This window comes from Dysosmobacter sp., assembly GCF_034093755.1.
In the GTDB taxonomy this organism is placed as follows: domain Bacteria; phylum Bacillota; class Clostridia; order Oscillospirales; family Oscillospiraceae; genus Oscillibacter.
Genome location: NZ_JAXEBZ010000011.1, coordinates 1 through 21,808, shown reverse-complemented (window position 1 = coordinate 21,808; position 21,808 = coordinate 1). Strand labels below are relative to the sequence as shown.

Here is a 21,808-nt window from a genome sequence, read left to right as displayed (position 1 = left end):
GTTCCCCACTGCAACCCAGCGAAGCGGTTGCGGTGGGGAGAGGAGGGGCAACGGAGCGGCATGAGGACGCCCTCCGCCGCAGGGCGCTCCGAATGGAGCGAAGTTTGCCCCGACGAAGTGCGCGCAGCAGGCTGCTGCCTTCTCGAAAAAGTGGCAAAGCCACTTTTTCGACAGCCTCAGTACCCGTTGACCATGATGTTCAGCACCTTCCCCGCCACGGTGCCGGCCACGGAGCTGCCGCCGCCGCCGTTTTCCACCAGCACCACAAAGGCGTAGGGGGCGTCCTCGTTCCGCAGGAAGCCGGTGAACCAGGCGTGAGGCGCCTGCCCTTCCCCCACCTCGGCGGTGCCGGACTTGGCGCACAGCTCCATGTTGGGGAAGCGCTTGGTGCCGTAGGCCGTCTCCGCCGCCTCCGCCATCAGTTCCGTCATGCGCTCCGCCGTGGAGGGACTGATGAGCGTACCGGTTTTTTCCGTCCAGCGGATGGGGGTGGAGAGGCCCAGGGAGTTCACTGTTTTATCCACAATGCGGGGCACCGCCGCCTTTCCGCCGTTGGCGATGGCGCCCATATACACCATCAGGGCACAGGGGTTCACCAGGTCCCGGTGCTGCCCCACGCCGGCCCAGCCGGTCTGCCCCTCGGTAGCGGTGTCGAAGCCGAAGCTGCCGGCGGCAGTGAGGATGCCGTCCACGGAGTAGCGGTCCGTCAGCCCCGCCTTCTCCGTGTACTTTTTCAGGGTGGAGGCCCCCAGCTCCGCCGCCATCTCCGCAAAGGCCACGTTGCAGGAGTTGGCCAGCGCCTCCCCGATGTGCTGCTCCCCATGGACGCCGGAGCAGGTGATGGTCTCCTCCCCGATGGTGACGCTGCCCCCGCAGGTCCAGGTGCGGCTGTCCAGGTCCGGAATCTCCTCAATGGCCGCCGCCAGGGTCACGGTTTTGAACACGGACCCCGGCGTGAAGGTGGAGGAGAGCACCCGGTTCAGATAGGCCCCCTTGTAGCGGTCATTGCTCTCAATGTCCGCCGGGATGTTCAGAGGATCGTAGGACGGCGCGGAGACCATGCAGAGAATCTCCCCTGTTTTATAATTGTATACCGCCACGGCGCCGGCTCTGCCGCCCAGGGCCTCATAGGCCTCGTAGTTGTACCGGGCGTCGATGGTCAGGTACAGCCGGTTGCCCTGCTTTGCCCCGAAGGCGCCGTTCACCAGGTCGAAGCCCGTCAGCCGGTCGGCGAAGGCGCTGAGGGCGCCGGTGCCGATGTTGCCCTGGGGGTCCCCTACAGCGTGGAGGGTGGCCTTCCGGACGGTGGCGTTGTCGTAATAGGTCCGGGTGCCGTCCTCCCGGACGGTGGTGAGCACGTCGCCGTCCCGGTCCAGCACCGTGCCGGCGGCCAGCTGGCCCGCGTTATTGTAAAGGTGGCGGTTGAAGGGGGCCGAGGCCCACCGCCCGCCGCTGCTAAACCAGCGGAACACGAACAGTCCCGTACCCAGCGCCAGCAAAGCCGCCAGCAGACAGCACAGCACCGCCCGGCGCTCAATCTTCTTCATCGTCCGCCTCCTGTTCCCGCGCAAAGGGAGAAACCTGCTCCGTCCGCTTTGCCGCCTCGTTCATCAGTTTTCGCCGCTTGCCCATACCGGTGGCAAAGCTGGCGTTTTCCCGGGTGTCGGTGGCCTTCAGGAAGGCCAGCAGGCCCCAGGCGCCCATCATGGCGGAGCCGCCGTTGGACACGAAGGGGAAGGTGACACCGGTGAGGGGCAGAATGTCCACCGAGCCGAACACGTTGAGGCAGGTCTGGAACACCATCAGCGACGCCGCGGCGCACCCGGCGATGGTGTAGAAGCTGGAGCGGCCCACGCCGCAGGCCCGGGCGGCGAAAAAGGCCAGCGTCACAATGGACGCCACCGCCAGCACCGCGATGATGAGGCCCCACTCCTCGCAGATCATGCCGAACACCAGGTCTGTATCGCCGGCGGGAATCCGGTGAAGCCAGCCGTTGCCGGCCCCCATGCCCACCAGGCCCCCGGAGGCGGCGGCGGACATGGTGCGGGTCTGCTGGTAGCCGGCCCCCACGTTGGCGTTGGACCAGGCTTTGCCCCAGGTGGCAAAGCGGCTGAGAATATAGGGCTTGAAGGTCAGGATGATGCCCACGCCGAACACCGCGCCGCCGCAGATCAGGGCCAGGGTGGCAAAGTCGCCGGAGCGCAGGTAGGCGATGACCAGGAAGGTGACGAAGAAGATGGCCGCCGTGCCGAAGTCGCTCATCAGTCCCAGGCAGCCGATGCACACGCCGGTGAGCAGGATGAACAGCGTCAGGTTCCGGCGGCGGAACAGCCGCTCCAGCGTGGCGGACCCGGCGAAAATATAGCAGATTTTGGCCAGCTCCGAGGGCTGGAAGGACATCCCGCCCAGGGTGATCCAGTTGGCGGCGCCGTATTTTCTGGTGCCCGCCACCAGCGTCAGCGCCAGCAGGCCGATGGCCCCCGCCGCCATGAGCCAGCGGATGCGCCGGGTGCGGCTCAGGTCCCGCAGGAACAGCCCCAGCACCAGAAACAGCGCCAGCCCCAGCACGATGGCCAGGAACTGCTTCGCCAGCGCCGACGGAGCGGAGGAGGCGGTGACCGCCAGGGACAGCGTGGACAGGAAGAAGGCGATGGTCTCCATCTCAAAGCCCACGCAGCCCGTCAGCCGCAGGACGATAAAGTACAGCCACATCACCGCCGTTAGCCCCAGAAACGCCAGAGGCAGCTCCACGGCGGCGTCCGTTCCCGCCGCGGCAATCAGCTGCAGACAGGTGAGCATCTGAAACAGGGTGAGCCACAGAAACGACAGCCACACCGTGGGCGGCCGCTCCGCCCGGCGGCGCTTTTCCAGCGCCTCCCGGTCCCCCACCGTCTGGGGCAGGAACACCAGGGGCACGCCTCCCAGGGTGATGGTGTCCCCCATGGAAACCGCCGCGGAGCCGTTCACCGGCACGCCGTTGATCAGCGTCCCGCCCTTGCCGCCCAGATCGTAGACGGTCCACTCGTCCCGCTCCCCCCGGCAGATGGCGGCGTGCTGCCGGGAGATGCTGGGATAGTTCAGCCGCACGTCGGCGGAGGCCCCCCGGCCGATGATATTCTCCCAGTGGGTCAGCATCACCGGCGCGCCGTTGGGCAGGCTCAGCTGCCCCCACACCTCCGGCGTGTGGGGCACCTTCAGCAGCGCCCGGATGGCCCGGGCCAGAATCAGCACTGCCAGCACCGGAAACACAAAGCGCACCAGCGCCGTGAACCACTGCTCCGCCGCCGGGTATGATGCCAGCATCCCCGTCAGCTGATCCAGCAGGGACTGCAGTCCCTCCATCACGCAATCACCTCCCGTCCGGCCGGCGCCGGACATGTTTTCTCATTCTGATGATTGTAGCGGCTCCCCCCGCCGGAATCAAGAGACAAATTATGAATACTGCTCTCCGCGGAAGGGCCTCCGGCATCCGGAATCCGGAAGCGCTCCGCAGGATCCGACAAAAGTTTCAGGGAAGTGCCCTGTTTTTTGGATTTCCACTTGACCTGACCGAAAAAATCTACTAAAATACTTGGGTATGTATGATGACTTCAGCACGGCACAGCGTTTTTTCAACTGCCGTTTTGTTCTGTTTGCGTGCAATATCCGCAGATAATCTCTGTACTGGAAAGGCCGATTCAACACATGAAACATCCCTACAAAACCCGGGAAGGCGGCGCCACGGTAACGATTTTCGTCCCCTATGACTGCAAGAACCACTGCCCCTTCTGCATCAACAAAGGCGAATACGCGGACCTGACGGGTTTCTCCGCCGAAAAGATCTGCCAGAGCATCCGCACCATGGATGCCATCACCCCCTACTGCGACTTCGTGTTCACCGGCGGAGAACCCTTCGCCAATCTGGAGTCCCTGCAGATGATGCTGGACACCATCCCCACCACCCACAAGGTGTACATCAACACCACCCTGCCCGTCTCCGAGCACCAGTCCGAGGACGACATCGTGGCCTTCACGGAGCGCAACAAGGACAAGATCACCTGCATTAACATCTCCCGCCATATGCAGCGCTACGTGGTGGAGTCCAATGACGCTCTGCTGAGCCGTCTGGCGGTGCCCTTCCGCATCAACTGCGTGCTGTTCAAGGACTATCCCTCCGAGGGTCTGGTTCCCTATCTGGAGCGGTTCCTGAAGGTCCCCGGCGCTTCCATTCAGTTCCGGTTCGACTATACCGCCACCACCCCCGAGAACCTGTATGACCAGGAGGGCGACCGGATTCTCCAGGACCTGAAGAAGATCGCCCCCTACACCGGGCTGGACGGCTGCCGGATGCGCTGCGGCTTCCACTTCGACTACAAGGGCATGGAGCTGACCTACCACAAGACCCTGCCCTACTCCACCATTGTGGAGACCGATCCCAAGGACGGCGTTACCTACGACATTCTCTACGACATTCTCATCAAGCAGAACGGCGACATCCACTCCGACTGGACCGGCGTTCTGATGGATGTGGACGCCTACCGCAAGGTGGTGTTCGAGCCCTACGATCTCCACTGGATCGAGGGTTCTGCCAGGGCGTAAAAAACAGCAAACGGAAACGGCGGAGAAGCTTCTCCGCCGTTTTTTCCGGAATCAGGAGGAATCATAATGAAGCCGATTACATCCATTGACGTGGTGGGTCTTGGCGCCCTTGGCGTGCTGTACGCCGACTATTTCACCCGCGCCCTGGGAAAGGAGCACGTCCGGGTGCTGGCCAACCGGGACCGGATGGAGCGCTACCGCCGGGAGGGGGTCATCCTCAACGGCCGGCCCTGCGATTTTCAGTATGCCGACGCCGCTTCGGAGAGCCGTCCGGCGGAGCTGCTGCTGTTCTCCGTGAAATTCGGCGCCCTGAAAGAGGCCATGGCGGAGGTGGCCCATCTGGTGGGGCCGGACACCACGATCATCTCCATTCTCAACGGTATCTCCAGCGAGCAGCTGCTGGGAGAGGCCTTCGGGGCGGAGAAGATCGTCTGGTGCGTGTCCCAGAAGGCCGCTGCCCTGAAAGAGGGCAACCGGGCCTCCGTCCGGGGCGTGGGCACCCTGGCGCTGGGCATTCCCGCCGGGCAGGACCCGGAGCGGTTCCGGGCCGTGGTGGACTTCATGAACCGCACCGGCTTCCCCTGTGAGCTGCCGGAGGACATCCACCGCCATATGTGGAGCAAACTGCTGTGCAACACCGGCTGCAACCAGGTGGTGATGGTGTATGAGGGGGACTACAGCACCATCCAGTGCCCCGGCGAGGCCCGGGACCGGATGATCGCCGCCATGGAGGAGGTGGTGCAGGTGGCCAACGCCGAGGGCGTGGCCCTGTCGGAGGCAGATGTGCAGATGTGGGTGTCCGTGCTGGACGGCTTTGACCCCGGCAGCGAGCCTTCCATGCGCCAGGACGGCAAGGCGCACCGGAAAAGCGAGGTGGAGCTGTTCTCCGGCACCATCCGCCGTCTGGCCGCCAAGCACGGCATCCCCGTGCCGGTGAATGACTGGCTCTACGAAAAAGTGGCGGAGATGGAAGGCGCCTACTGAACACAACAACCACGGCTGTGAACCCACAGCCGTGGTTGTTTCTTTTACCGCAGGAACACCCGTTTGCCGCCCCGGTACTCCCGCACCGTGCCGATGCGCTGGGCGCTGGGCACCACCCGGTTCAGCTCCGCGTACAGCTCGTCGGCGTCGGCGGGGTCCACCGCCATCAGCAGGCCGCCGGCAGTCTGGGGATCGTACAGCAGGTCCTGTTTGGCCAGCTCCGTGTCTCCCGGGTCCACCTCCGGCTCCGCGAAGGCCCGGTTGCGGTACATGCCCGCCGGCAGGATGCCCATGCGGGCCAGGCGCAGCGCCTCCGGAATCAGGTCGATGGCGTCCACCTGCAGCTCCGCCTCCACGCCGCTGCCCTGGGCCATCTCCAGCAGATGGCCCAGCATGGCAAAGCCTGTCACGTCGGTGCAGGCGTGGACCCGGTATTTCACCATGGCGTCCCGGGCGGCTTTGTTGAGGGTGGTCATCATCCGCTCCGCCAGGTCGATGCCGGCCCTGGAGGCCATGTCCGCCTTGGCGGCGGTGGTCAGTACGCCGATGCCGATGGGCTTCGTAAACAGCAGCACATCCCCGGGCTTCGCCCCGGAGTTGGTCAGCACCTTGTCGGGATGGACGAAGCCCGTCACCGCCAGGCCGTATTTGGGCTCGTCATCCAGAATGCTGTGGCCGCCGGTGATGAGGGCGTCCGCCTCGTACACCGTATCGTAGCCGCCCCGCAGCATCCGGTGCACTGCGTCCTTTGGCATGGACTCCGGAATGGCCATGATGTTCAGGCACAGCTTGGGCACGCCGCCCATGGCGTACACGTCGGAGAGGGCGTTGGTGGCGGCGATGCGGCCGAAGAGATAGGGATCATCGGCAATGGGCGGGAAGAAATCCACCGTCTGCACCAGCGCCAGATCGTCGCTGACCTTGTACACCGACGCGTCATCGCTCTTGTCGAAGCCCACCAGCAAATTGGGGTCCTGATGAACCCGGATGCCCTCCAGCAGCTGGGCCAGCACCCCGGCCCCCACCTTGGCGCCGCAGCCGGCGCACTTGGCCAGCTTCGTCAGCTTCACCTCATTTTCAGCCATGGGCCCTGTCTCCTTTCAGAATCCCGCTGAGGCCCAGAATGGCCTCCAGCACGCCGCCGCCCACCGCCAGCGCCTTGTCACTGGCGCAGTAGCAGTGGTCCTCCGTGCAGCGGGGGTCAATGTCTCCCGCCTTCATGCCCTTGAACACCGGCGTGCCCTCCGGCAGGATGCCCCGCAGCACGCCGTCCAGGGTGCAGACCATGGGCACGCCCTCCACTGTGGCGGCCACGTCCCCCTGCTTCACTTGGGCGCCGATGTCCAGCAGCTGGTGAAACACGCCGTCCGCCGGCGCCCGCAGCACCCGTTCGCCGGCAAAGCCGCCGATGAGGCCGGGGATGCCGGTGTTGGGGAGGGCACTGCCCCGGTAGATGACCCGGCCCAGATAGTGGCCCCGCATAGTCTCCACCACCGCGTGGCAGTCCTCCCCGGCGGTAAAGCCGGGGCCTACGCCCACCACCACCGGCGCGTCGGTGATGCGGGTGCCCAGATTCCGCTTGGCCAGGATGGCGTCCACCACCCCGTCGGGCTTCAGCGCCGCCAGGCACTGGCCCTCCGGGTCCGCCAGCACGGGGATGACCCCCTCCGCCAGCAGCGCCGGAACCTGCTCCGGTCCGGCGGCCCGGCGGGCGGTCATATCCTCCACCGTTGTCTCGCCGTGGACGATGGCCTGAGAAAAGCACACCGTCCGCCGGATGGCGGTGGGCTGGGGCAGGTCGGTCATCACCACATCCAGCCCCGCCCGCTTCAAACGCAGGGCAATGCCGGTGGCAATGTCCCCAGCGCCCCGAATCAGAATCAGCATCTTCTGTACGCTCCTTTTTGCATGGTTCCCAGCACGGCGGGCCGTCTTAGCGCCTGCGCGGCCCGCAGGGCCCACTCCCACCGCTCCGGGGTATCCGCCTGATTGAAGAACCAGAGGTCCGCCAGCCCCTCCCGGGCCAGCACCAGCGCCGTGTTCTCCGGCGTGGCGGCGGCCTCTGTCACCGTCTCCGCCAGCTCCGCGAACCGCTCCGGCCGGTGGGCCGCCTCACAGATGGGCAGGCCGAAGCCGGACACGCCGGTGACGCAGACGGTCTGTCCCGCCTCCGACGGAATCACCGGCTCGTGGGACAGGTGGGCTTTCAGGGGCCGGCGGGCGGAGCCGTCCGCCTCCACCAGCACATACTCCGCCAGCTCTGCCAGCTCCGCCATGGGGATGGCGGGAGCCGTCAGCTTGCCGCTCTCCGGCAGCATCCTTCCGGCGCACACCAGGCGATGCTCCGCCAGAGCCGCTGCCAGAGCCGCCGCGCCGCCCTCCGTCACGTTGGGCAGGCCGGGGAATGGAAACATCTTCGTGGTGGCGCACAGCAGCACCGTGTGGCCCGCCGCCGCCAGCTCCTCCCCCGCCGTCCGCAGCAGGGTGGTTTTTCCGCCGCCGCCGATCACCGCCGTCACGCCGGGACGCAGCCCCAGCGCCTCGCTGAGCGTCATGTGCTTTTCCCCCCTCCGTTCATCTATTGGCAGAATAACACCTTTCCCTGTGACCGTCAAGGCAAAGCCGCGGCGGCGATGCTTGACATGTTACGGAAAGTTGTGTATGATGACTGTACGTTCATCTCGTTTGAGTATCACGAAGGAGGTCCCTGCCATGACAGACGTCTGCGGCCGCACCATCGATTATCTGCGGCTGTCGGTGACGGACCTGTGCAGCTACCGCTGCCGCTACTGCATGCCGGAGGATGGCGTGGTGAAGCGGCCCCACGGGGAGATTCTCTCCGTGGAGGAATGCGTGGAGATCGGCAGGGCCGCCGTGGACTGCGGGGTCCGGAAGATCCGCCTCACCGGCGGCGAGCCGCTGGTGCGCCGGGGCATTCTGGACATCTGCCGGGGGCTGCGGTCCATTCCGGAGCTGGAGGAGCTGTGTCTCACCACCAACGGCCAGCTGCTGCCGCGGATGGCTGCCCCCCTGCGGGAGGCCGGCGTGGACCGGCTGAACATCAGCCTGGACACCCTGCGCCCCGACCGCTTTGCCTACATCACCCGCCGGGGAAGCCTCGCGGAGGCGCTGGAGGGCATTGCCGCCGCGGAGGCGGCCGGATTCACCGGCCTGAAGCTGGACACGGTGCTCATCGGCGGCTTCAACGATGACGAGATCGGAGATTTCATTGATCTGACCCGGCATCACCCCTGGTCCGTCCGGTTCATTGAGCTGATGCCCATGGGAGAGTGCGCCGGCTGGGACAAGGGCTGCTTCCTCCCCAACCGGGCGGTTCTGGACGCCTGTCCGGAGCTGGTGCCCGCGGAGCCGGAGGGTGTGGCCCGGCGGTTCCGGATTCCCGGCGCGCCGGGGTCGGTGGGGCTGATCTCCCCCATGAGCCACGAGTTCTGCGCCCAGTGCCGCCGCATCCGGGTGACGGCGGACGGCCGGCTGAAGGGCTGCCTCCACTCCCGGGAGGAGCTGCCCCTGCGGGGGCTGCACGGCGAGGCGCTGCGCAGCGCCATCCGGCAGGGCATTGCCCGGAAGCCCATCCGCCACCATCTGACGGAGCGGCCCAGCGACACTCCCCGGAACATGAATCAGATCGGAGGATGAGCATGAGCGAGCTGACCCATTTCAACGAACAGGGCCGTGCCCACATGGTGGACGTCACCGGCAAGGCCGTCACCCACCGGGTGGCAGTGGCCGCAGGAGAGATCCGCATGGCCCCGGAGACGCTGCGCAAGGTCCGGGAGGGCACCCTGAAAAAGGGGGACGTACTGGCAGTGGCCCAGGTGGCGGGCATCATGGCCGCCAAGCACAACGCGGACCTGATCCCCATGTGCCACCCCCTGATGCTCACCGGCGTGGACATCGCCTTCGCCCTGGAGGACGATCCCAGCCGGGTGGAGATCCGGGCCACCGTCTCCTGCAGCGGAGAGACCGGCGTGGAGATGGAGGCGCTGACCGCCGTTTCCGTGGCGGCCCTCACCATTTATGACATGTGCAAGGCTGTCCAGAAGGACATGCAGATCACCAACATCCGCCTGCTGCGGAAATCCGGCGGCAAGAGCGGCGACTATATCGCGGAGGAATAAGCCATGGCCAGGGTGGTTTCTGTCAACATCAGTGAGCGCAAGGGGGAGCTGAAGCACCCCGTGCCGGAAATCCAGCTGAAGCTGCGCCACGGCATTGTGGGGGACGCCCACGCCGGAGACTGGCACCGCCAGATCTCCATGCTGGCGGAGGAGAGCGTGGACACCATGCGGGACAAGTGCCCCATTCCCCTGGACCCCGGCGTGTTCGCCGAGAACATCAACACCGTGGGCATCGATCTGAAGCACCTGCCGGTGGGAACCCATCTCCGCATCGGCTCCACCGAGGTGGAGGTCACCCAGATCGGCAAGGAGTGCCACAACGACTGCGCCATCAAAAAGGCGGTGGGCAAATGCGTCATGCCCACCGAGGGCATTTTCGTCATCGTGGTCACCGAAGGCGTGGTCCGCGCCGGGGATGACATTGAAATACTGGAGGCAAACGCATGAAGCTGATCAGAACCGAGGACGCGGTGGGTCACGTCCTCTGCCATGACATGACCCAGATCATCAAGGATGAGTTCAAGGACGCCCGGTTCCGCAAGGGCCATGTGGTGCAGCCGGAGGACATCCCCGTGCTGCTGGCCATGGGCAAGGAGAATCTGTTTGTCTGGGAGATGACCCCCGGCATGCTCCACGAGGACGAGGGCGCCGAGCGGCTGTACGCCCTGTGCGCCAACGAGAACATGGAGCGCTCCGGCGTGAAGGAGGGCAAAATCGAGCTGCGGGCCGCCTGCGACGGCTTGTTCCGGGTGAAGTCCGACCGCCTCATTGCCGTCAACTCCCAGGAGGACATCATGATCGCCACCCGCAAGGGCAACACCGCCGTCCGCAAGGGCGACAAGCTGGCGGGCATGCGGGTCATCCCCCTGATCATTGAAGAGGAGAAGCTGAAGGCCGCTGAGGCCGCCGCCGGCGGTGAGCCGCTGCTGGAGCTGCTGCCCTACCGGCTGAAAACCGCCGCCATCGTCACCACCGGCAGCGAGGTGAAAAAGGGCCTCATTCAGGACACCTTCACCCCCGTGGTCCGGGACAAGCTGGCGGCCTACGGCATGGAGACCGTCGCCCAGACCATGTCCGGCGACGGCGTGGAGAACGTGGCCGCCGCCATCGCGGAAATGCGGGCCAAAAAGCCGGACCTCATCGTCTGCACCGGCGGCATGAGCGTGGATCCCGATGACAACACCCCCGGCGGCATCAAGGCCAGCGGCGCCCGCATCGTTTCCTACGGCGCGCCGGTGCTGCCCGGTGCCATGTTCCTGCTGGCCTACTTCGACGACGGCACCCCCATCCTGGGCCTGCCCGGCTGCGTCATGTACGCCGGCGCCACCATCTTTGACCTGGTGCTGCCCCGGATCGCCGCCGGCGTGGAGATCACCCGCGCCGATCTGGTGGCCTACGGCGAGGGCGGGCTGTGCCTGGGCTGCAAGCCCTGCCGCTACCCCGTCTGTCCTTTCGGCAAGTAAATCCACCCGCGCCCGGTCCGCCGGGCGCAGGTTTCCCCGTCCGTTATCCTTGCATGAGAATCACGTTTTGACATAGAATTCGAAGGAATGAAAAGGAGCTGTACATCATGAAAAAACTGCTTTCCCTTGCGCTGGCCATGGCTATGGCCCTGTCTCTGACCGCCTGCGGCGGCAGCAGCGGATCCTCTTCCACCGGTGCTGCCGCCTCTGCGGCGGGCAGTTCCGCCTCCTCCGCCGCGTCCTCCCAGACCGCGGCGGAGCCGGTAGAGCTGTTCGTCTTTGCCGCCGCCTCCCTCACCGAGTCCCTGGACCAGATCATTGCCAACTACACGGCGGACCATCCCGAAGTCACCATCACCCCCACCTATGACTCCTCCGGCACGCTGCTGACCCAGATCAAGGAGGGCGCCGTGTGCGACCTGTTCATCTCTGCCGCCCCCAAGCAGATCAATGCCCTGGACGGCACCCTGAAGGATGACGCCGACAAGAACCCCGACGGCCTGGACATGCTGGCCGACGGCACCCGGGTCAACCTGCTGGAGAACAAGGTGACCCTGGCGGTGCCCGACGGCAACCCCGGCGGCGTGGAGAGCTTTGACCAGCTGGCGGAGCGCCTCCAGGCCGGCGACGTGATGCTGGCCATGGGCAACAGCGACGTGCCCGTGGGTCAGTATACCCAGAAGATCTTCACCTACTACGGCATCGACGAGGCTGCCATTGCCGCCAATCTGACCTACGGCTCCAACGTGAAGGAAGTCACCACCCAGGTCAGCGAGGCCTCCGTGGACTGCGGCATCATCTACGGCACCGACGCCTTCTCCGCCGGATTGACGGTGGTGGATGAGGCCACCGCCGAGATGTGCGGCCAGGTGATCTACCCCGCCGCCGTGCTGAAGGACAGCGCCAACCCCGACGCTGCCCAGGAATTCCTGAACTATCTGGCCGCTGACGACGGCGGCGCCCCCGTTTTTGAAGGCGTGGGCTTCACGATGATGAAATAATGTGATATAATGGCCGCGGATAAACCGTCGCGGCTCATGATCCCATAGCGGGGCGGGCCGTCTGTTTGCCCGCCCCCTATTCTTTCCGGGAGGTGTTTTCCCTTGGATTGGTATCCCCTGATGAACTCCCTGCGCATTGCCGCCGTATCCACCGTGTCCGTGTTCTTTCTGGGGCTGCTGGCGGCCTACTACATCGCCAAACTGCCCCGGCTGGCAAAGGGTGTGCTGGACGTGGTGCTGACGCTGCCGCTGGTGCTGCCCCCCACGGTGGTGGGCTGGCTGCTGCTGTGCCTGCTGGGACCCAAACGGCCCTTCGGTGGCTGGGTGCTGGAGACCTTCGGCGTCCGGCTGGTGATGACCTGGTGGTCCGCCATCTTCGCCACCATTGTGGTGTCCTTCCCCCTGATGTACCGCACCGCCCGGGGCGCCTTCGAGAGCTTTGATCAGACCCTCTCCGACGCCGGCCGGACCCTGGGCCTGTCCAACACCTACATTTTCTGGTGGGTCCGGATGCCCTACTGCCGCCAGGGGATTCTGGCCGGCATGGTGCTGGCCTTTGCCCGGGCTCTGGGCGAGTACGGCGCCACCTCCATGGTGGCGGGCTACACCCCGGGCCGCACCGCCACCATCTCCACCACCGTCTACCAGCTGTGGCGCACCGGCGATGACGCAGGGGCGCTGAAGTGGGTGCTGGTGAACGTGGCCATCTCCGCCGTGTTCCTGCTGGCAGTGAACCTGCTGGAGTCCCGGGAGCGCCAGTGGAAGAAAGGAGGCCGCTGATGAGCCTGCAGGTGGATATCCGCAAGCAGCTGGGGGGCTTCTGTCTCAGCGCCGGCTTCACCGCGGAAAACGGTGAGCCGCTGGCCCTGCTGGGGGCCTCCGGCTGCGGAAAAAGCGTCACGCTCCGGTGCGTGGCCGGAATTCTTAAGCCTGACGAGGGCCATATCGAGCTGGACGGTCAGGTGCTGTTCGACAGCGCCGCCCACATCGACCTTCCGCCCCAGAAGCGGCACGTGGGGTATCTGTTCCAGCAGTACGCCCTGTTTCCCAACATGACCGTCTCCCAGAACATCGCCGTGGCGGTGCCGGACAAGGCCCGCCGGTCCGCCGTGACGGCGGAGCTGCTGCGGCGGTTCCAGCTGGAGGAAGCGGCGGCACTGCAGCCCCGGCAGATCTCCGGCGGCCAGCAGCAGCGGGCGGCACTGGCCCGCATCCTGGCATCGGAGCCCAGGGCCATTCTGCTGGACGAGCCCTTTGCCGCCCTGGACAGCTACCTGAAATACCAGCTGGAGCTGGAGCTGCAGGACACCCTCCGCGCCTTCCCCGGCCCGACGCTGTGGGTCACCCACGACCGGGGCGAGGCCTACCGCAACTGCCGCCGGGTCTGCGTCATGGACCGGGGCGTCTCGGAGCCGGTGATGGCCATGGAGGAGCTGTTCCGCCGCCCCGGCACCGTCTCCGCCGCCCGGCTCTCCGGCTGCAAGAACTACACCGCCGCCGTCCCCGACGGGGAGCGGGTGGTGCTGCCCCAGTGGGGGCTCACGCTGGAGTGCGGCGGCATTGTCCCCGGCGACGTGACCCAGGTGGGCATCCGCTCCCACCACGTCCATCCTGCCGCCGCCGGCAGCGCCAATCCCATCCCCTGCACCGTGGCCAAGGTCATTGAGGACGTGTTCGGCATGATCGTGCTGCTGCGGCCCCATGGCTGGCGGGAGGGGGCGCCGCTGCTGCGGATGGAGCTGCCGAAAGAGGAATGGGCCGCCCTGCCGGACCGGGAGCGGCTGACCGTCACCGTGGCCCCGGAAAATATTCTGCTGTTGAAATAAGGAGGATTTCCCATGTATCAGTGTGCCGTGCTTACCATCAGTGACCGCAGCTTCCGGGGCGAGCGCCCCGACGAAGGAGGCCCCCTGGTGTCCCGGCTGCTCACCGACGCCGGCTTCTCCGTGGCGCACACAGAGATTCTGCCGGACGAGCAGGCGGACATTGAAGCCGCTCTGTGCCGTCTGGCGGACAGCGGCGACTTTCCGCTGATCGTCACCACCGGCGGCACCGGCTTCGCCCCCCGGGATGTGACTCCGGAGGCCACCCTGGCGGTCTGCGACCGGCTGGCCCCCGGCATTCCGGAGGCCATGCGCTACGCATCCATGCAGGTCACCAACCGGGCCATGCTGTCCCGGGCCCAGGCCGGCATCCGCAGGGGAACTCTCATCATCAACCTCCCCGGCTCCCCCAAGGCCGCCCGGGAAAATCTGGAGGCGGTGCTGCCCGCCCTGTCCCACGGGCTGGAGATGCTCTCCGGCCGCCCCGCCGACTGCGCCAAACTCCCCCGCTGAACAAAAGGAGGTCCCGCCATGGACTGCACGGAAAACACCTTCCCCATGAAAATCATCGCCCGCATCCGCACCGATTTCCCGGAAAAATTCGGCATTCCCCGGCAGAGCGGCCTGGTGGACACCCTGCGGGGGGAAATTGTGTTTGAGCCGGAGTTCCGCAATCCCGACGCGGTGCGGGGACTGGAGGGCTTTTCCCACATCTGGCTGCTCTGGGAATTCTCCCGGGCCGTGCGGGACAGCTGGTCCCCCACGGTGCGGCCTCCCCGGCTGGGGGGCAACGCCCGGATGGGGGTCTTTGCCACCCGCTCCCCCTTCCGGCCCAACCCCATCGGCCTCTCCTGCGTGAAGCTGGAGGGCGTGGAGCTGACGGCAGACCGGGGGGCGGTACTCCATGTAGCCGGGGCGGACCTGCTGGACGGCACCCCCATTTTCGACATCAAGCCCTACGTCCGCTATGCCGACAGCCATCCCGACGCCCTGGGCGGCTGGACCGGCGGCGGCAACTCCGACAAGCTGCTGCAGGTGGAGTGCCCGGAGCACCTGCTGGCCCTCCTGCCGCCGGACCGGCGGCAGGCGCTGCTGGGGGTGCTGGCCAACGATCCCCGGCCCCACTACCAGTCGGACCCGGAGCGGCTGTACGGACTGCGGTTCGCCGGGTACAACGTCCGCTTCACCGTGGCGGAGGATGTTCTCACCGTCCGGGAGATCACCCCGGAGGCGTAATCCCGGAAAAACGGCCGGAATCCTTAGAGCCGCAGCCGTTTCCCCGATTTTTCCATCAGCCTCTTGACAGCCTCTTTTCCCCCATGGTAGGATAGTTTTGTCACAAGGGGAGTAGTCGGCAGGGCGTTTTGCCCTGTGGTAAAGTCAACAAGCATGTGCGCGGCGTCTGATCGCGCTCTGGCTTTGCATGAAACGACCAGACCTGTGTTCCGTCCGGCGGAACACAGGTCTTTTTTTCTGTATACCGTGCGGGCCGCGGCCGGCAAAGAATCTCTGCGGAAGGAAGAGTGGAAATGGAATTTCTCATCGAAGGACTGTTGTCCGTCACCTGGCAGCAGGTGGTGATGTACTGCGTGGGCGGCATGCTCATCTATCTGGCCATCGAAAAGAATTACGAGCCGTCGCTGCTGCTGGGCATGGGCTTCGGCGCCATTCTGGTGAACCTGCCCATGTCCGGGGTGCTGAACCAGATCACCGCCGGGGTGGGCGAGACCTCCGGCATCATCCAGTGGCTGTTTGAGGCAGGCATTGAGGCCTCCGAGGCCTTCCCGCTGCTGCTGTTCATCGGCATCGGCGCCATGATCGACTTCGGGCCGCTGCTGTCCAACCCCAAGCTGTTCCTCTTCGGCGCCGCCGCCCAGGGCGGTATCTTCCTGACCATCATTGTGGCCGCACTGCTGGGCTTCGACATCCGGGACGCCGCCTCCATCGGCGTCATCGGCGCCGCCGACGGCCCCACCAGCATTCTGGTGTCCCAGGTACTGAAATCCAACTACGTGGGCGCCATCGCCGTGGCGGCCTACAGCTACATGGCGCTGGTACCCATTATCCAGCCCTTCGCCATCCGGCTGGTGACCACCAAAAAGGACCGGGCCATCAAAATGCCCTACAAGCCCGGCACTGTCAGCCGCCGCACCCGCATCCTCTTCCCCATTTTGGTGACCATTGTGTCCGGTCTGGTGGCCCCCTCCTCCGTGGCGCTGGTGGGCTTCCTGATGTTCGGCAACCTGATCCGGGAGTGCGGCTGCCTGGAGTCCCTGTCCCAGACAGCCCAGCACGAGCTGGCCAACCTCATCACATTGCTGCTGGGCATCACCATCTCCTACTCCATGCAGGCGGACAAGTTCGTCACCCCCGAGACGCTGCTGATCATGGGCCTGGGTCTGGCCGCCTTCGTGCTGGACACCATGTGCGGGTGCCTGTTCGCCAAGCTGTTGAACCTGTTTTGCAAAAACAAGGTGAACCCCATGGTGGGCGCCGCCGGCATCTCCGCCTTCCCCATGTCCGCCCGGGTGGTGGAAAAAATGGGCCTGGAGGCCGACCGCACCAACCATCTGCTGATGCACGCCGTGGGCGCCAACGTCTCCGGCCAGATCGCCTCTGTGGTGGCCGGCGGCGTCATTCTGGGCTTCTTTATGTGAGAAAAGGAGGAACACAGGCATGTCTGAAAACCTCGCTTCCGCCCTCCTGCTGCTGGGACAGGGTATGGCCGGCATCTTCACCGTGCTGGGCCTCATCGCCCTGTCGGTGGCCCTGCTGAGCCATCTGGATGGCAAGAAGGCCAAGGGCCAGCAGAAAAACAACAGCGGCCACACGTTTGAGTGAGCTACATAAACCTTTTATGACCAGGCCCCGGAGAACATTCTCCGGGGCCTGGTTTTTTTACGGCATACTGTACCGCCACGTTTTCACAATATTGTCCGTTACGCTGAAGAAATCCACGGTAAATTCGGCGGAGAACCCGTCGGAGATCTCGCCTTTCAGATTGTACCCCAGCTCCCGCAGGACGCTCTCCTCCGCCACCTGCCGCAGCCGTTCCCTATCGTCATATTTGGGCTGAACGGCAAAGCGGTACACCCCGTTTTCATTGGGCACTGCCTGCAGGATGTACGTCTCGTCCCAGTCGAACACCCCGTCCTCCCGGACGCCGGTGTCCTCATCGCTGTACCCCACGGCGACCCGGCCCCGCAGCCGCATCCGGCACTCCGCCCGGACCGCCCCCGGCGCGTCGGCCCACACGTACAGCGCCTTCGGCTCCGGACTGCACTCCCCCAGCAGCAGCGCCGCGCCCTCCGTCTCCTCCGTCAGCAGCAGCCGGCCGCCCCGACGGAGGAAGCCGAACTTCCGGTAAGTCTCCTGGGCCGCCAGGCGGCCGTCGGGCCACCGGAGGATCAGATAATGGCGGCCGGCGTTGTTCTCCTCCCGCTGCCGCAGCAGAATCTCCGGCTCAGAAAGGCCGTACTCCTCCGCCGTCCACCGGGCGCAGAGGGCATCGGTGGGCGGGGCGAAGCCGGTGACCGCCCACGCCAGAAACAGCGCCAGCACCGTCAGCGTCAGGTTCCGCGCGATCCGCTGCCGCCGGCTCAGCCGGGGCAGCTTCTTTCTCAGCCCCTTCATGGGAACGCCTCCTCTCCCGCCGGCAGATCGATGCGCAGCGTCCACCCGGCAGTCTGATGGGAGATTTCCACCCACGCCGGGTCATTTTCAAAGCCCCGCAGCATCACCGTTCCCACGCTTTTTCCGTGACCGCCGGCGCCGTACCCGGCGATGTTGGGATAGCCGTGGACAGTGTACCGGTTCCCGGCGCTGTCCACCGCCTCCAGCACGTCGTACAGCGCCGGGCCGTCCAGCCAGAATCTGGGCGTTTCGGCGGTGACGGTCAGCTCCAGCAGGTTCATGGCACTGTTGTCCATCAGCGTCAGCGCCCCCTCTCCGCCGTCCCGGAGGCGGTAATACCGGGCCTCCGCCACGGTGACGGTGTAGCTGCCCATCTTCACCGGAGCGGGACAGTTTACCGCTCCGATCTCCGGGTAATCATACTCCGTCACAGCCGGCACCTCCGGACTGAACCACTGGTTCAGCCCCGTGAAGCCGAAATTCGCCAGTCCCACCGCCAGCACCGCCAGTGCCGCCCACAGCGCCAGCCGGCTCACCTCCCACAGCCAGCCCCAGAGGGGCCTGTGGACGGCATCAAAGGCCCGGCCCAGGGCCTCCGGCTCTCCCATGGCACCCAGGGCACGGTCCGCGGCCAGGGCCGCGTCATAGCCGATGCGCTCCAGATCCGCCACGTGGTCATCGAAGTGGGCGTCCAGCTCCTCCCCGATGGCGCACCGGTCCGGCCAGAACCGCACCTGTTCCAGCACCTGCCGCCGCCACGATTGGTAGGCGGCGCTTTCCTTTCCCGACGCCATGGCTCACGCCGGGGCGATGCCGTGGACCACCGCGTTGACCTTCTCGGAAAAGGTGTTCCACTCCGCCTTCTTCTCCTCCAGCACCTTCAGACCCTTTTTCGTGATGCGGTAGTATTTCCGCATCCGGCCGCTCTCCGCCGCCCGCTCCCGCACCGTCACCAGCCGGTCCGCCTCCAGGGCGTGGAGGATGGGGTACAGCGTCCCCTCCTTCAGTTCAAACGTGCGGTCGGAGCGGCGGGACAGCTCCGTAATCATCTGGTAGCCGTACATCTCCTCCCCGCTGAGCAGGGACAGAATCAGCAGCGTGGTGCTGCCGGTCATCAGGCTTTTGTCGATCTTCATGCCGCTCCTCCTTTACCATCCATAGGATTCTTCCTCCAGAACCTCCACCTGCTTCTCGTGGAGCAATCTGCCGCTTTCGTCGTACAGCCGCAGCACCGCCTCATAGTTCTGCGCCGCCACCTCTCCGCCGAACAGCCGCCGCTCCGTGACGGCGGCCTCCGACGTGTCCTCCTCCCCATAGCGGGGCGTCAGGGTGAAGGCCACGGCCCCCGGTGCGGCCCATTCCCCCTCCGCGGCATAGGTCTCCCGCAGCAGCGTGCGCTTTACGTCTCCCACGCCGGCGGTGACCTCCACGGTGCATTCCATCTCCGTCCGGGCGGCCTCCCGCAAATCGCCGAAGGCCAGCACCTGCAGGGGCAGCTCCCCGAAAAAGTTCATCTGGCGGAAGCAGTAAATGTTGTCCGGCTCCCGGTACAGTTCCGCCGTCATCAACTGGCGCCCCAGCGGCGACCGGCCGTACCGCACCGCCAGCAGCGTATCGCCGGCCCGGCCGTACACCGTGGGCCAGCAGACACCGCCGGCACCCCGCTCCTGCCCGTCGTACAGCAGCTCCGTGCCCTCCATCAGATACATTCGCTCTGCCCGCCGCAGCAGTCCCTCCGCCGTCAGGCAGGGAAAGCCCATCATCCACTCCAGCAGAAACAGGCACATCGCCGCTGCCAGCAGATTCCGCACCAGCTTCTGCTTCCGGCTCAGCCGTGGAATGTACTCCTGCAGCTTCATGGCGTCACCTCCCGGAAGTTCAGGCGGATGGAGAAGTCCTCATTCAAGATGTACCCCAACTCCACCCAGTCCGTCTCGGCGCTCTCCAGCGGCACGTTCAGGTGGTAGGTCAGGAAGGTCAGGCCCTGCTCCGGATTGTTCCAGTTCACGTCGCACACCGGGGAATCCTCCTTCCAGTGGGCGGTAACATACCGCCGCCCGGCGCTGTCGGTGACGGTCAGAGGCACCAGGCTCATGTCCTCGTCCCAGAACCGCCGCTTTTCCGCCCGCATCCGCACCGACAGCCAGTGGTACACGTTTCCGTCCCGCCGCTCTTCCCGCCAGACGGCAGCATAGGCAACGGAAACAGTATAATCCCCGTTCTCCCACGGCTCCGGCGACGACGCCAGCAGCGCCGTCCGCTGCCAGCCGCTCTCCCACAGGGGGCTTTCCGGCCCCAGAAAGGCAGGCCCCTCCGCCTCGCAGTCCGTGATCTCCGCCGGACGGCGCAGGTCCTTCCGGACATTGTGCCAGCCGCCAAAATCGCCGGACCAGCCGCACCACAGCGTCAGCACCAGCAGCACCGCCGCCAGCACGCGGCTGACCATCCACAGCCATCCCAGCAGCGGCCGGTGGACGGCGTTGAGAGCCTTCCCCACTTCCTCCGGGTCCCCCATGGCCCCCAGCGCCCGCTGCCGGGCCAGGCCGTCCTCATAGCCAATGCGCCGCAGGTCCTGCACATGGTCCCAGTAGTGGTCCGTCAGCTCCCGGCGGATGGCCTTCCGGTCCGGGAAAAACCGCACCTGCCGCTCCACGCGGCCGCACCAGCGTTCAAACTCTCCCGCCATCGCTCTCACCTCCCGGCCATAATACCTCGGTCATCTATGTTCAGTATACATAGATGACCGATGCTTGTCAAGGAAAGTTTTGGACGGCCCGCTGGGGCCGTCCGGCTTCACTTCTTCGGTTTCTTCGGCTTCGGCAGCGGCAGCTCCGGATCCATAGCCTCCAGCAGCGCCGCCAGGAAGGCCCGGTCATCCACGTTTTTCACAAGAATCATGTCCTTCGCGCCGGGGTAGGGCGGCTCCATGGGGGCCTCCGGCAGCATCCTCCGGGCCGCTGCCACCGGCTTCACCAGCAGCCGGTCATCGCAGAGGTACGCGGCGATCCTGCCCCGGTAATAGAGGATATACTCCCCCATCATGGCCCGGTGCGTCACATCGTCCAGCCCGGACAGCTGGTCCAGAATAAACGTCAGATACTCCTTGCTGGTGGCCATATCATTCTCCCTTTCCCTACTGCGGCAGCAGCGGGCTGTACATCATAATCGCGTCATTGGTCAGGAGAAACTCCTCACCCAGAACAGTACCGTCCGCACCGTAAGTCCGGCGGTACAGGGCATTGTGGCGGATATAGCCGCCCCAGGACGCCTGGTCCATGCGGTGATCCCGCTCCACAATCTCATAGCGCACTGCCGGCGGTTCCGCGCTGCGCCACTCCCCCTCCAGATGGGTCTCCCCCACCCGCAGGCACAGCTGAAAATCCCGGTCTGTATCGTTGCGGATCATCAGATCCCGGTGGGGATAGGCACAGGTGGCTCCGCTGCCGAAGGGCTGGGTGCGGTTGGCGTCGGGGAACACGTCGTGCGAGTGGCGGTAGCGCTCCGTCACCGTCAGGGGCGTATGGAGGGTCATCCAGAAGATGAGGTTGGAAAGCTGGCACAGTCCGCCGCCCACGTCGCTGCCGATGCGGCCCAGAAACAGCACCATCCCCTCCCGGTAGCCTTTCCGGCGGGTGGGCCTGCCGATGAGCTTCCAGTAGCTGAAGGTCTCCCCGGGATGCAGGATCAGGCCGTCCAGCCGGGCCACGGCCAGTCTCAGATTGATGACCTTGTTCCGCTGCCACTCCATCTCCTCGCCCCGCAGGCGGCGCATCAGGGGCGTTGCATGGGCAAACTGAACCCACGGCAGCTGTTCGGACCGCCGCTCCTTCGCCCAGCGGAAGCGCGGCGAGCACCACAGCAGATAGCGCTTCCCGGCGTACCAGGCCTTCCCCAGCCGCAGACGCAGCCAGCTGCGTCGGATCGGCGGGCGCAGCTGATTGTTGGTCAGAACCATTCTCATTCCACCCCCTTATCCTCTTCTGATTCTACCAAACACTCCGGCCTGGTGCATTACAAAAAAGTAACAAATGGGGTTGCCGCAGGAGGGGAAAACAAAAAGAGCGATGGTCTTGCGACCATCGCTCCTGTGTTGGCACTACCTATTTTCCCGGGCCGTCACCAGCCAAGTATCTTCGGCAGAGATGAGCTTAACTACCGTGTTCGGAATGGGAACGGGTGGACCCTCA

General features: G+C 65.5%; 25 protein-coding genes and 1 rRNA gene. 13 read left to right on the top strand and 13 right to left on the bottom strand.

All coding sequences use genetic code 11. From position 1 onward, the window contains the following. Window positions 1–176: 176 nt before the first annotated feature. The gene (locus SOX55_RS01065; RefSeq protein WP_325285579.1) at window positions 177–1,547 is read right to left on the bottom strand and encodes a penicillin-binding transpeptidase domain-containing protein; all 1,371 of its coding nucleotides are present in this window, start codon (window positions 1,545–1,547) and stop codon (window positions 177–179) included. Further along, a complete protein-coding gene (locus SOX55_RS01060; protein WP_325285580.1) occupies window positions 1,534–3,342 on the bottom strand; it encodes an FtsW/RodA/SpoVE family cell cycle protein in 1,809 nt (602 codons plus the stop codon). The genes SOX55_RS01065 and SOX55_RS01060 overlap by 14 nt, the downstream gene beginning before the upstream one ends. A 342-nt stretch (window positions 3,343–3,684) precedes the next feature. Between SOX55_RS01060 and SOX55_RS01055 the strand changes: the two genes are divergently transcribed. Together SOX55_RS01055 and SOX55_RS01050 are read left to right on the top strand one after the other, a co-directional pair. Then, window positions 3,685–4,578, top strand: coding sequence for a 4Fe-4S cluster-binding domain-containing protein (locus SOX55_RS01055; protein WP_325285578.1), 894 nt, complete (start codon window positions 3,685–3,687; stop codon window positions 4,576–4,578). Window positions 4,579–4,644: 66 nt separating this feature from the next. After that, window positions 4,645–5,562, top strand: coding sequence for a ketopantoate reductase family protein (locus SOX55_RS01050; protein WP_325285577.1), 918 nt, complete (start codon window positions 4,645–4,647; stop codon window positions 5,560–5,562). A gap of 44 nt (window positions 5,563–5,606) precedes the next feature. On the opposite strand, the gene selD is transcribed toward SOX55_RS01050, so the two are convergent. From selD to yqeC, 3 genes are read right to left on the bottom strand one after another with little or no spacing between them, the layout of a single operon-like run. Continuing rightward, window positions 5,607–6,647, bottom strand: a complete 1,041-nt coding sequence (gene selD / locus SOX55_RS01045; protein WP_325285576.1) for a selenide, water dikinase SelD — start codon at window positions 6,645–6,647, stop codon at window positions 5,607–5,609. Next, window positions 6,640–7,449: a selenium-dependent molybdenum cofactor biosynthesis protein YqeB gene (yqeB, locus tag SOX55_RS01040; RefSeq protein WP_325285575.1), complete on the bottom strand. Its 810-nt coding sequence runs from the start codon at window positions 7,447–7,449 to the stop codon at window positions 6,640–6,642. Before yqeB ends, selD begins: the two co-directional genes overlap by 8 nt. Further along, the gene (gene yqeC / locus SOX55_RS01035) at window positions 7,443–8,117 is read right to left on the bottom strand and encodes a selenium cofactor biosynthesis protein YqeC (protein ID WP_325285574.1); all 675 of its coding nucleotides are present in this window, start codon (window positions 8,115–8,117) and stop codon (window positions 7,443–7,445) included. Before yqeC ends, yqeB begins: the two co-directional genes overlap by 7 nt. Window positions 8,118–8,274: 157 nt before the next feature. Here yqeC and moaA point away from each other — a divergent pair, with 157 nt between their 5' ends. The 11 genes from moaA (at window position 8,275) to SOX55_RS00980 (ending at window position 16,829) form a co-directional block, all read left to right on the top strand. Further along, window positions 8,275–9,219, top strand: a complete 945-nt coding sequence (gene moaA / locus SOX55_RS01030; RefSeq protein WP_325285573.1) for a GTP 3',8-cyclase MoaA — start codon at window positions 8,275–8,277, stop codon at window positions 9,217–9,219. 2 nt (window positions 9,220–9,221) lie between these two features. Beyond that, complete coding sequence (gene moaC, locus SOX55_RS01025; RefSeq protein WP_325285572.1) at window positions 9,222–9,701, top strand: cyclic pyranopterin monophosphate synthase MoaC; 480 nt, start codon at window positions 9,222–9,224, stop codon at window positions 9,699–9,701. A 3-nt stretch (window positions 9,702–9,704) separates the two neighbouring features. Then, the gene (locus tag SOX55_RS01020) at window positions 9,705–10,148 is read left to right on the top strand and encodes an MOSC domain-containing protein (protein ID WP_325285571.1); all 444 of its coding nucleotides are present in this window, start codon (window positions 9,705–9,707) and stop codon (window positions 10,146–10,148) included. Further along, the gene (locus tag SOX55_RS01015) at window positions 10,145–11,164 is read left to right on the top strand and encodes a molybdopterin-binding protein (protein ID WP_325285570.1); all 1,020 of its coding nucleotides are present in this window, start codon (window positions 10,145–10,147) and stop codon (window positions 11,162–11,164) included. Before SOX55_RS01020 ends, SOX55_RS01015 begins: the two co-directional genes overlap by 4 nt. A gap of 107 nt (window positions 11,165–11,271) precedes the next feature. Then, window positions 11,272–12,165, top strand: a complete 894-nt coding sequence (gene modA / locus SOX55_RS01010) for a molybdate ABC transporter substrate-binding protein (RefSeq protein ID WP_325285569.1) — start codon at window positions 11,272–11,274, stop codon at window positions 12,163–12,165. Between the two features lie 102 nt (window positions 12,166–12,267). After that, complete coding sequence (modB, locus tag SOX55_RS01005; protein WP_325285568.1) at window positions 12,268–12,945, top strand: molybdate ABC transporter permease subunit; 678 nt, start codon at window positions 12,268–12,270, stop codon at window positions 12,943–12,945. Continuing rightward, window positions 12,945–13,991 carry a sulfate/molybdate ABC transporter ATP-binding protein gene (locus SOX55_RS01000; RefSeq protein ID WP_325285567.1) on the top strand — a complete coding sequence of 349 codons (1,047 nt, stop codon included), beginning with the start codon at window positions 12,945–12,947 and terminating at the stop codon, window positions 13,989–13,991. The genes modB and SOX55_RS01000 overlap by 1 nt, the downstream gene beginning before the upstream one ends. 12 nt (window positions 13,992–14,003) lie before the next feature. Then, window positions 14,004–14,501 carry a MogA/MoaB family molybdenum cofactor biosynthesis protein gene (locus SOX55_RS00995; RefSeq protein WP_325285566.1) on the top strand — a complete coding sequence of 166 codons (498 nt, stop codon included), beginning with the start codon at window positions 14,004–14,006 and terminating at the stop codon, window positions 14,499–14,501. An 18-nt stretch (window positions 14,502–14,519) separates the two neighbouring features. Continuing rightward, on the top strand, window positions 14,520–15,224 hold the full coding sequence (gene tsaA, locus SOX55_RS00990; RefSeq protein ID WP_325285565.1) for a tRNA (N6-threonylcarbamoyladenosine(37)-N6)-methyltransferase TrmO: 705 nt from the start codon (window positions 14,520–14,522) through the stop codon (window positions 15,222–15,224). A gap of 293 nt (window positions 15,225–15,517) precedes the next feature. Next, window positions 15,518–16,645: a sodium ion-translocating decarboxylase subunit beta gene (locus SOX55_RS00985; protein ID WP_325285564.1), complete on the top strand. Its 1,128-nt coding sequence runs from the start codon at window positions 15,518–15,520 to the stop codon at window positions 16,643–16,645. Window positions 16,646–16,664: 19 nt separating this feature from the next. Continuing rightward, complete coding sequence (locus SOX55_RS00980) at window positions 16,665–16,829, top strand: OadG-related small transporter subunit (RefSeq protein ID WP_325285563.1); 165 nt, start codon at window positions 16,665–16,667, stop codon at window positions 16,827–16,829. A gap of 57 nt (window positions 16,830–16,886) precedes the next feature. Here SOX55_RS00980 and SOX55_RS00975 read toward each other — a convergent pair whose 3' ends face one another. From SOX55_RS00975 to rrf, 8 genes are all read right to left on the bottom strand, one after another. Continuing rightward, window positions 16,887–17,621 (bottom strand): hypothetical protein, encoded by a 735-nt coding sequence (locus SOX55_RS00975; RefSeq protein WP_325285562.1) that lies wholly within the window; start codon window positions 17,619–17,621, stop codon window positions 16,887–16,889. Further along, window positions 17,618–18,415, bottom strand: a complete 798-nt coding sequence (locus SOX55_RS00970; RefSeq protein WP_325285561.1) for a hypothetical protein — start codon at window positions 18,413–18,415, stop codon at window positions 17,618–17,620. The genes SOX55_RS00975 and SOX55_RS00970 overlap by 4 nt, the downstream gene beginning before the upstream one ends. Before the next feature lie 3 nt (window positions 18,416–18,418). Further along, window positions 18,419–18,757 (bottom strand): PadR family transcriptional regulator, encoded by a 339-nt coding sequence (locus SOX55_RS00965; RefSeq protein ID WP_325285560.1) that lies wholly within the window; start codon window positions 18,755–18,757, stop codon window positions 18,419–18,421. 12 nt (window positions 18,758–18,769) lie between these two features. Further along, window positions 18,770–19,480 (bottom strand): hypothetical protein, encoded by a 711-nt coding sequence (locus tag SOX55_RS00960; RefSeq protein WP_325285559.1) that lies wholly within the window; start codon window positions 19,478–19,480, stop codon window positions 18,770–18,772. After that, a complete protein-coding gene (locus SOX55_RS00955; RefSeq protein WP_325285558.1) occupies window positions 19,477–20,307 on the bottom strand; it encodes a hypothetical protein in 831 nt (276 codons plus the stop codon). The genes SOX55_RS00960 and SOX55_RS00955 overlap by 4 nt, the downstream gene beginning before the upstream one ends. A gap of 107 nt (window positions 20,308–20,414) precedes the next feature. Then, window positions 20,415–20,738 (bottom strand): TfoX/Sxy family protein, encoded by a 324-nt coding sequence (locus SOX55_RS00950; RefSeq protein WP_325285557.1) that lies wholly within the window; start codon window positions 20,736–20,738, stop codon window positions 20,415–20,417. A 16-nt stretch (window positions 20,739–20,754) separates the two neighbouring features. After that, window positions 20,755–21,582: a VanW family protein gene (locus tag SOX55_RS00945; RefSeq protein WP_325285556.1), complete on the bottom strand. Its 828-nt coding sequence runs from the start codon at window positions 21,580–21,582 to the stop codon at window positions 20,755–20,757. A gap of 127 nt (window positions 21,583–21,709) precedes the next feature. Continuing rightward, window positions 21,710–21,808: ribosomal RNA gene (rrf, locus tag SOX55_RS00940) — 5S ribosomal RNA — on the bottom strand; the annotation flags it as partial.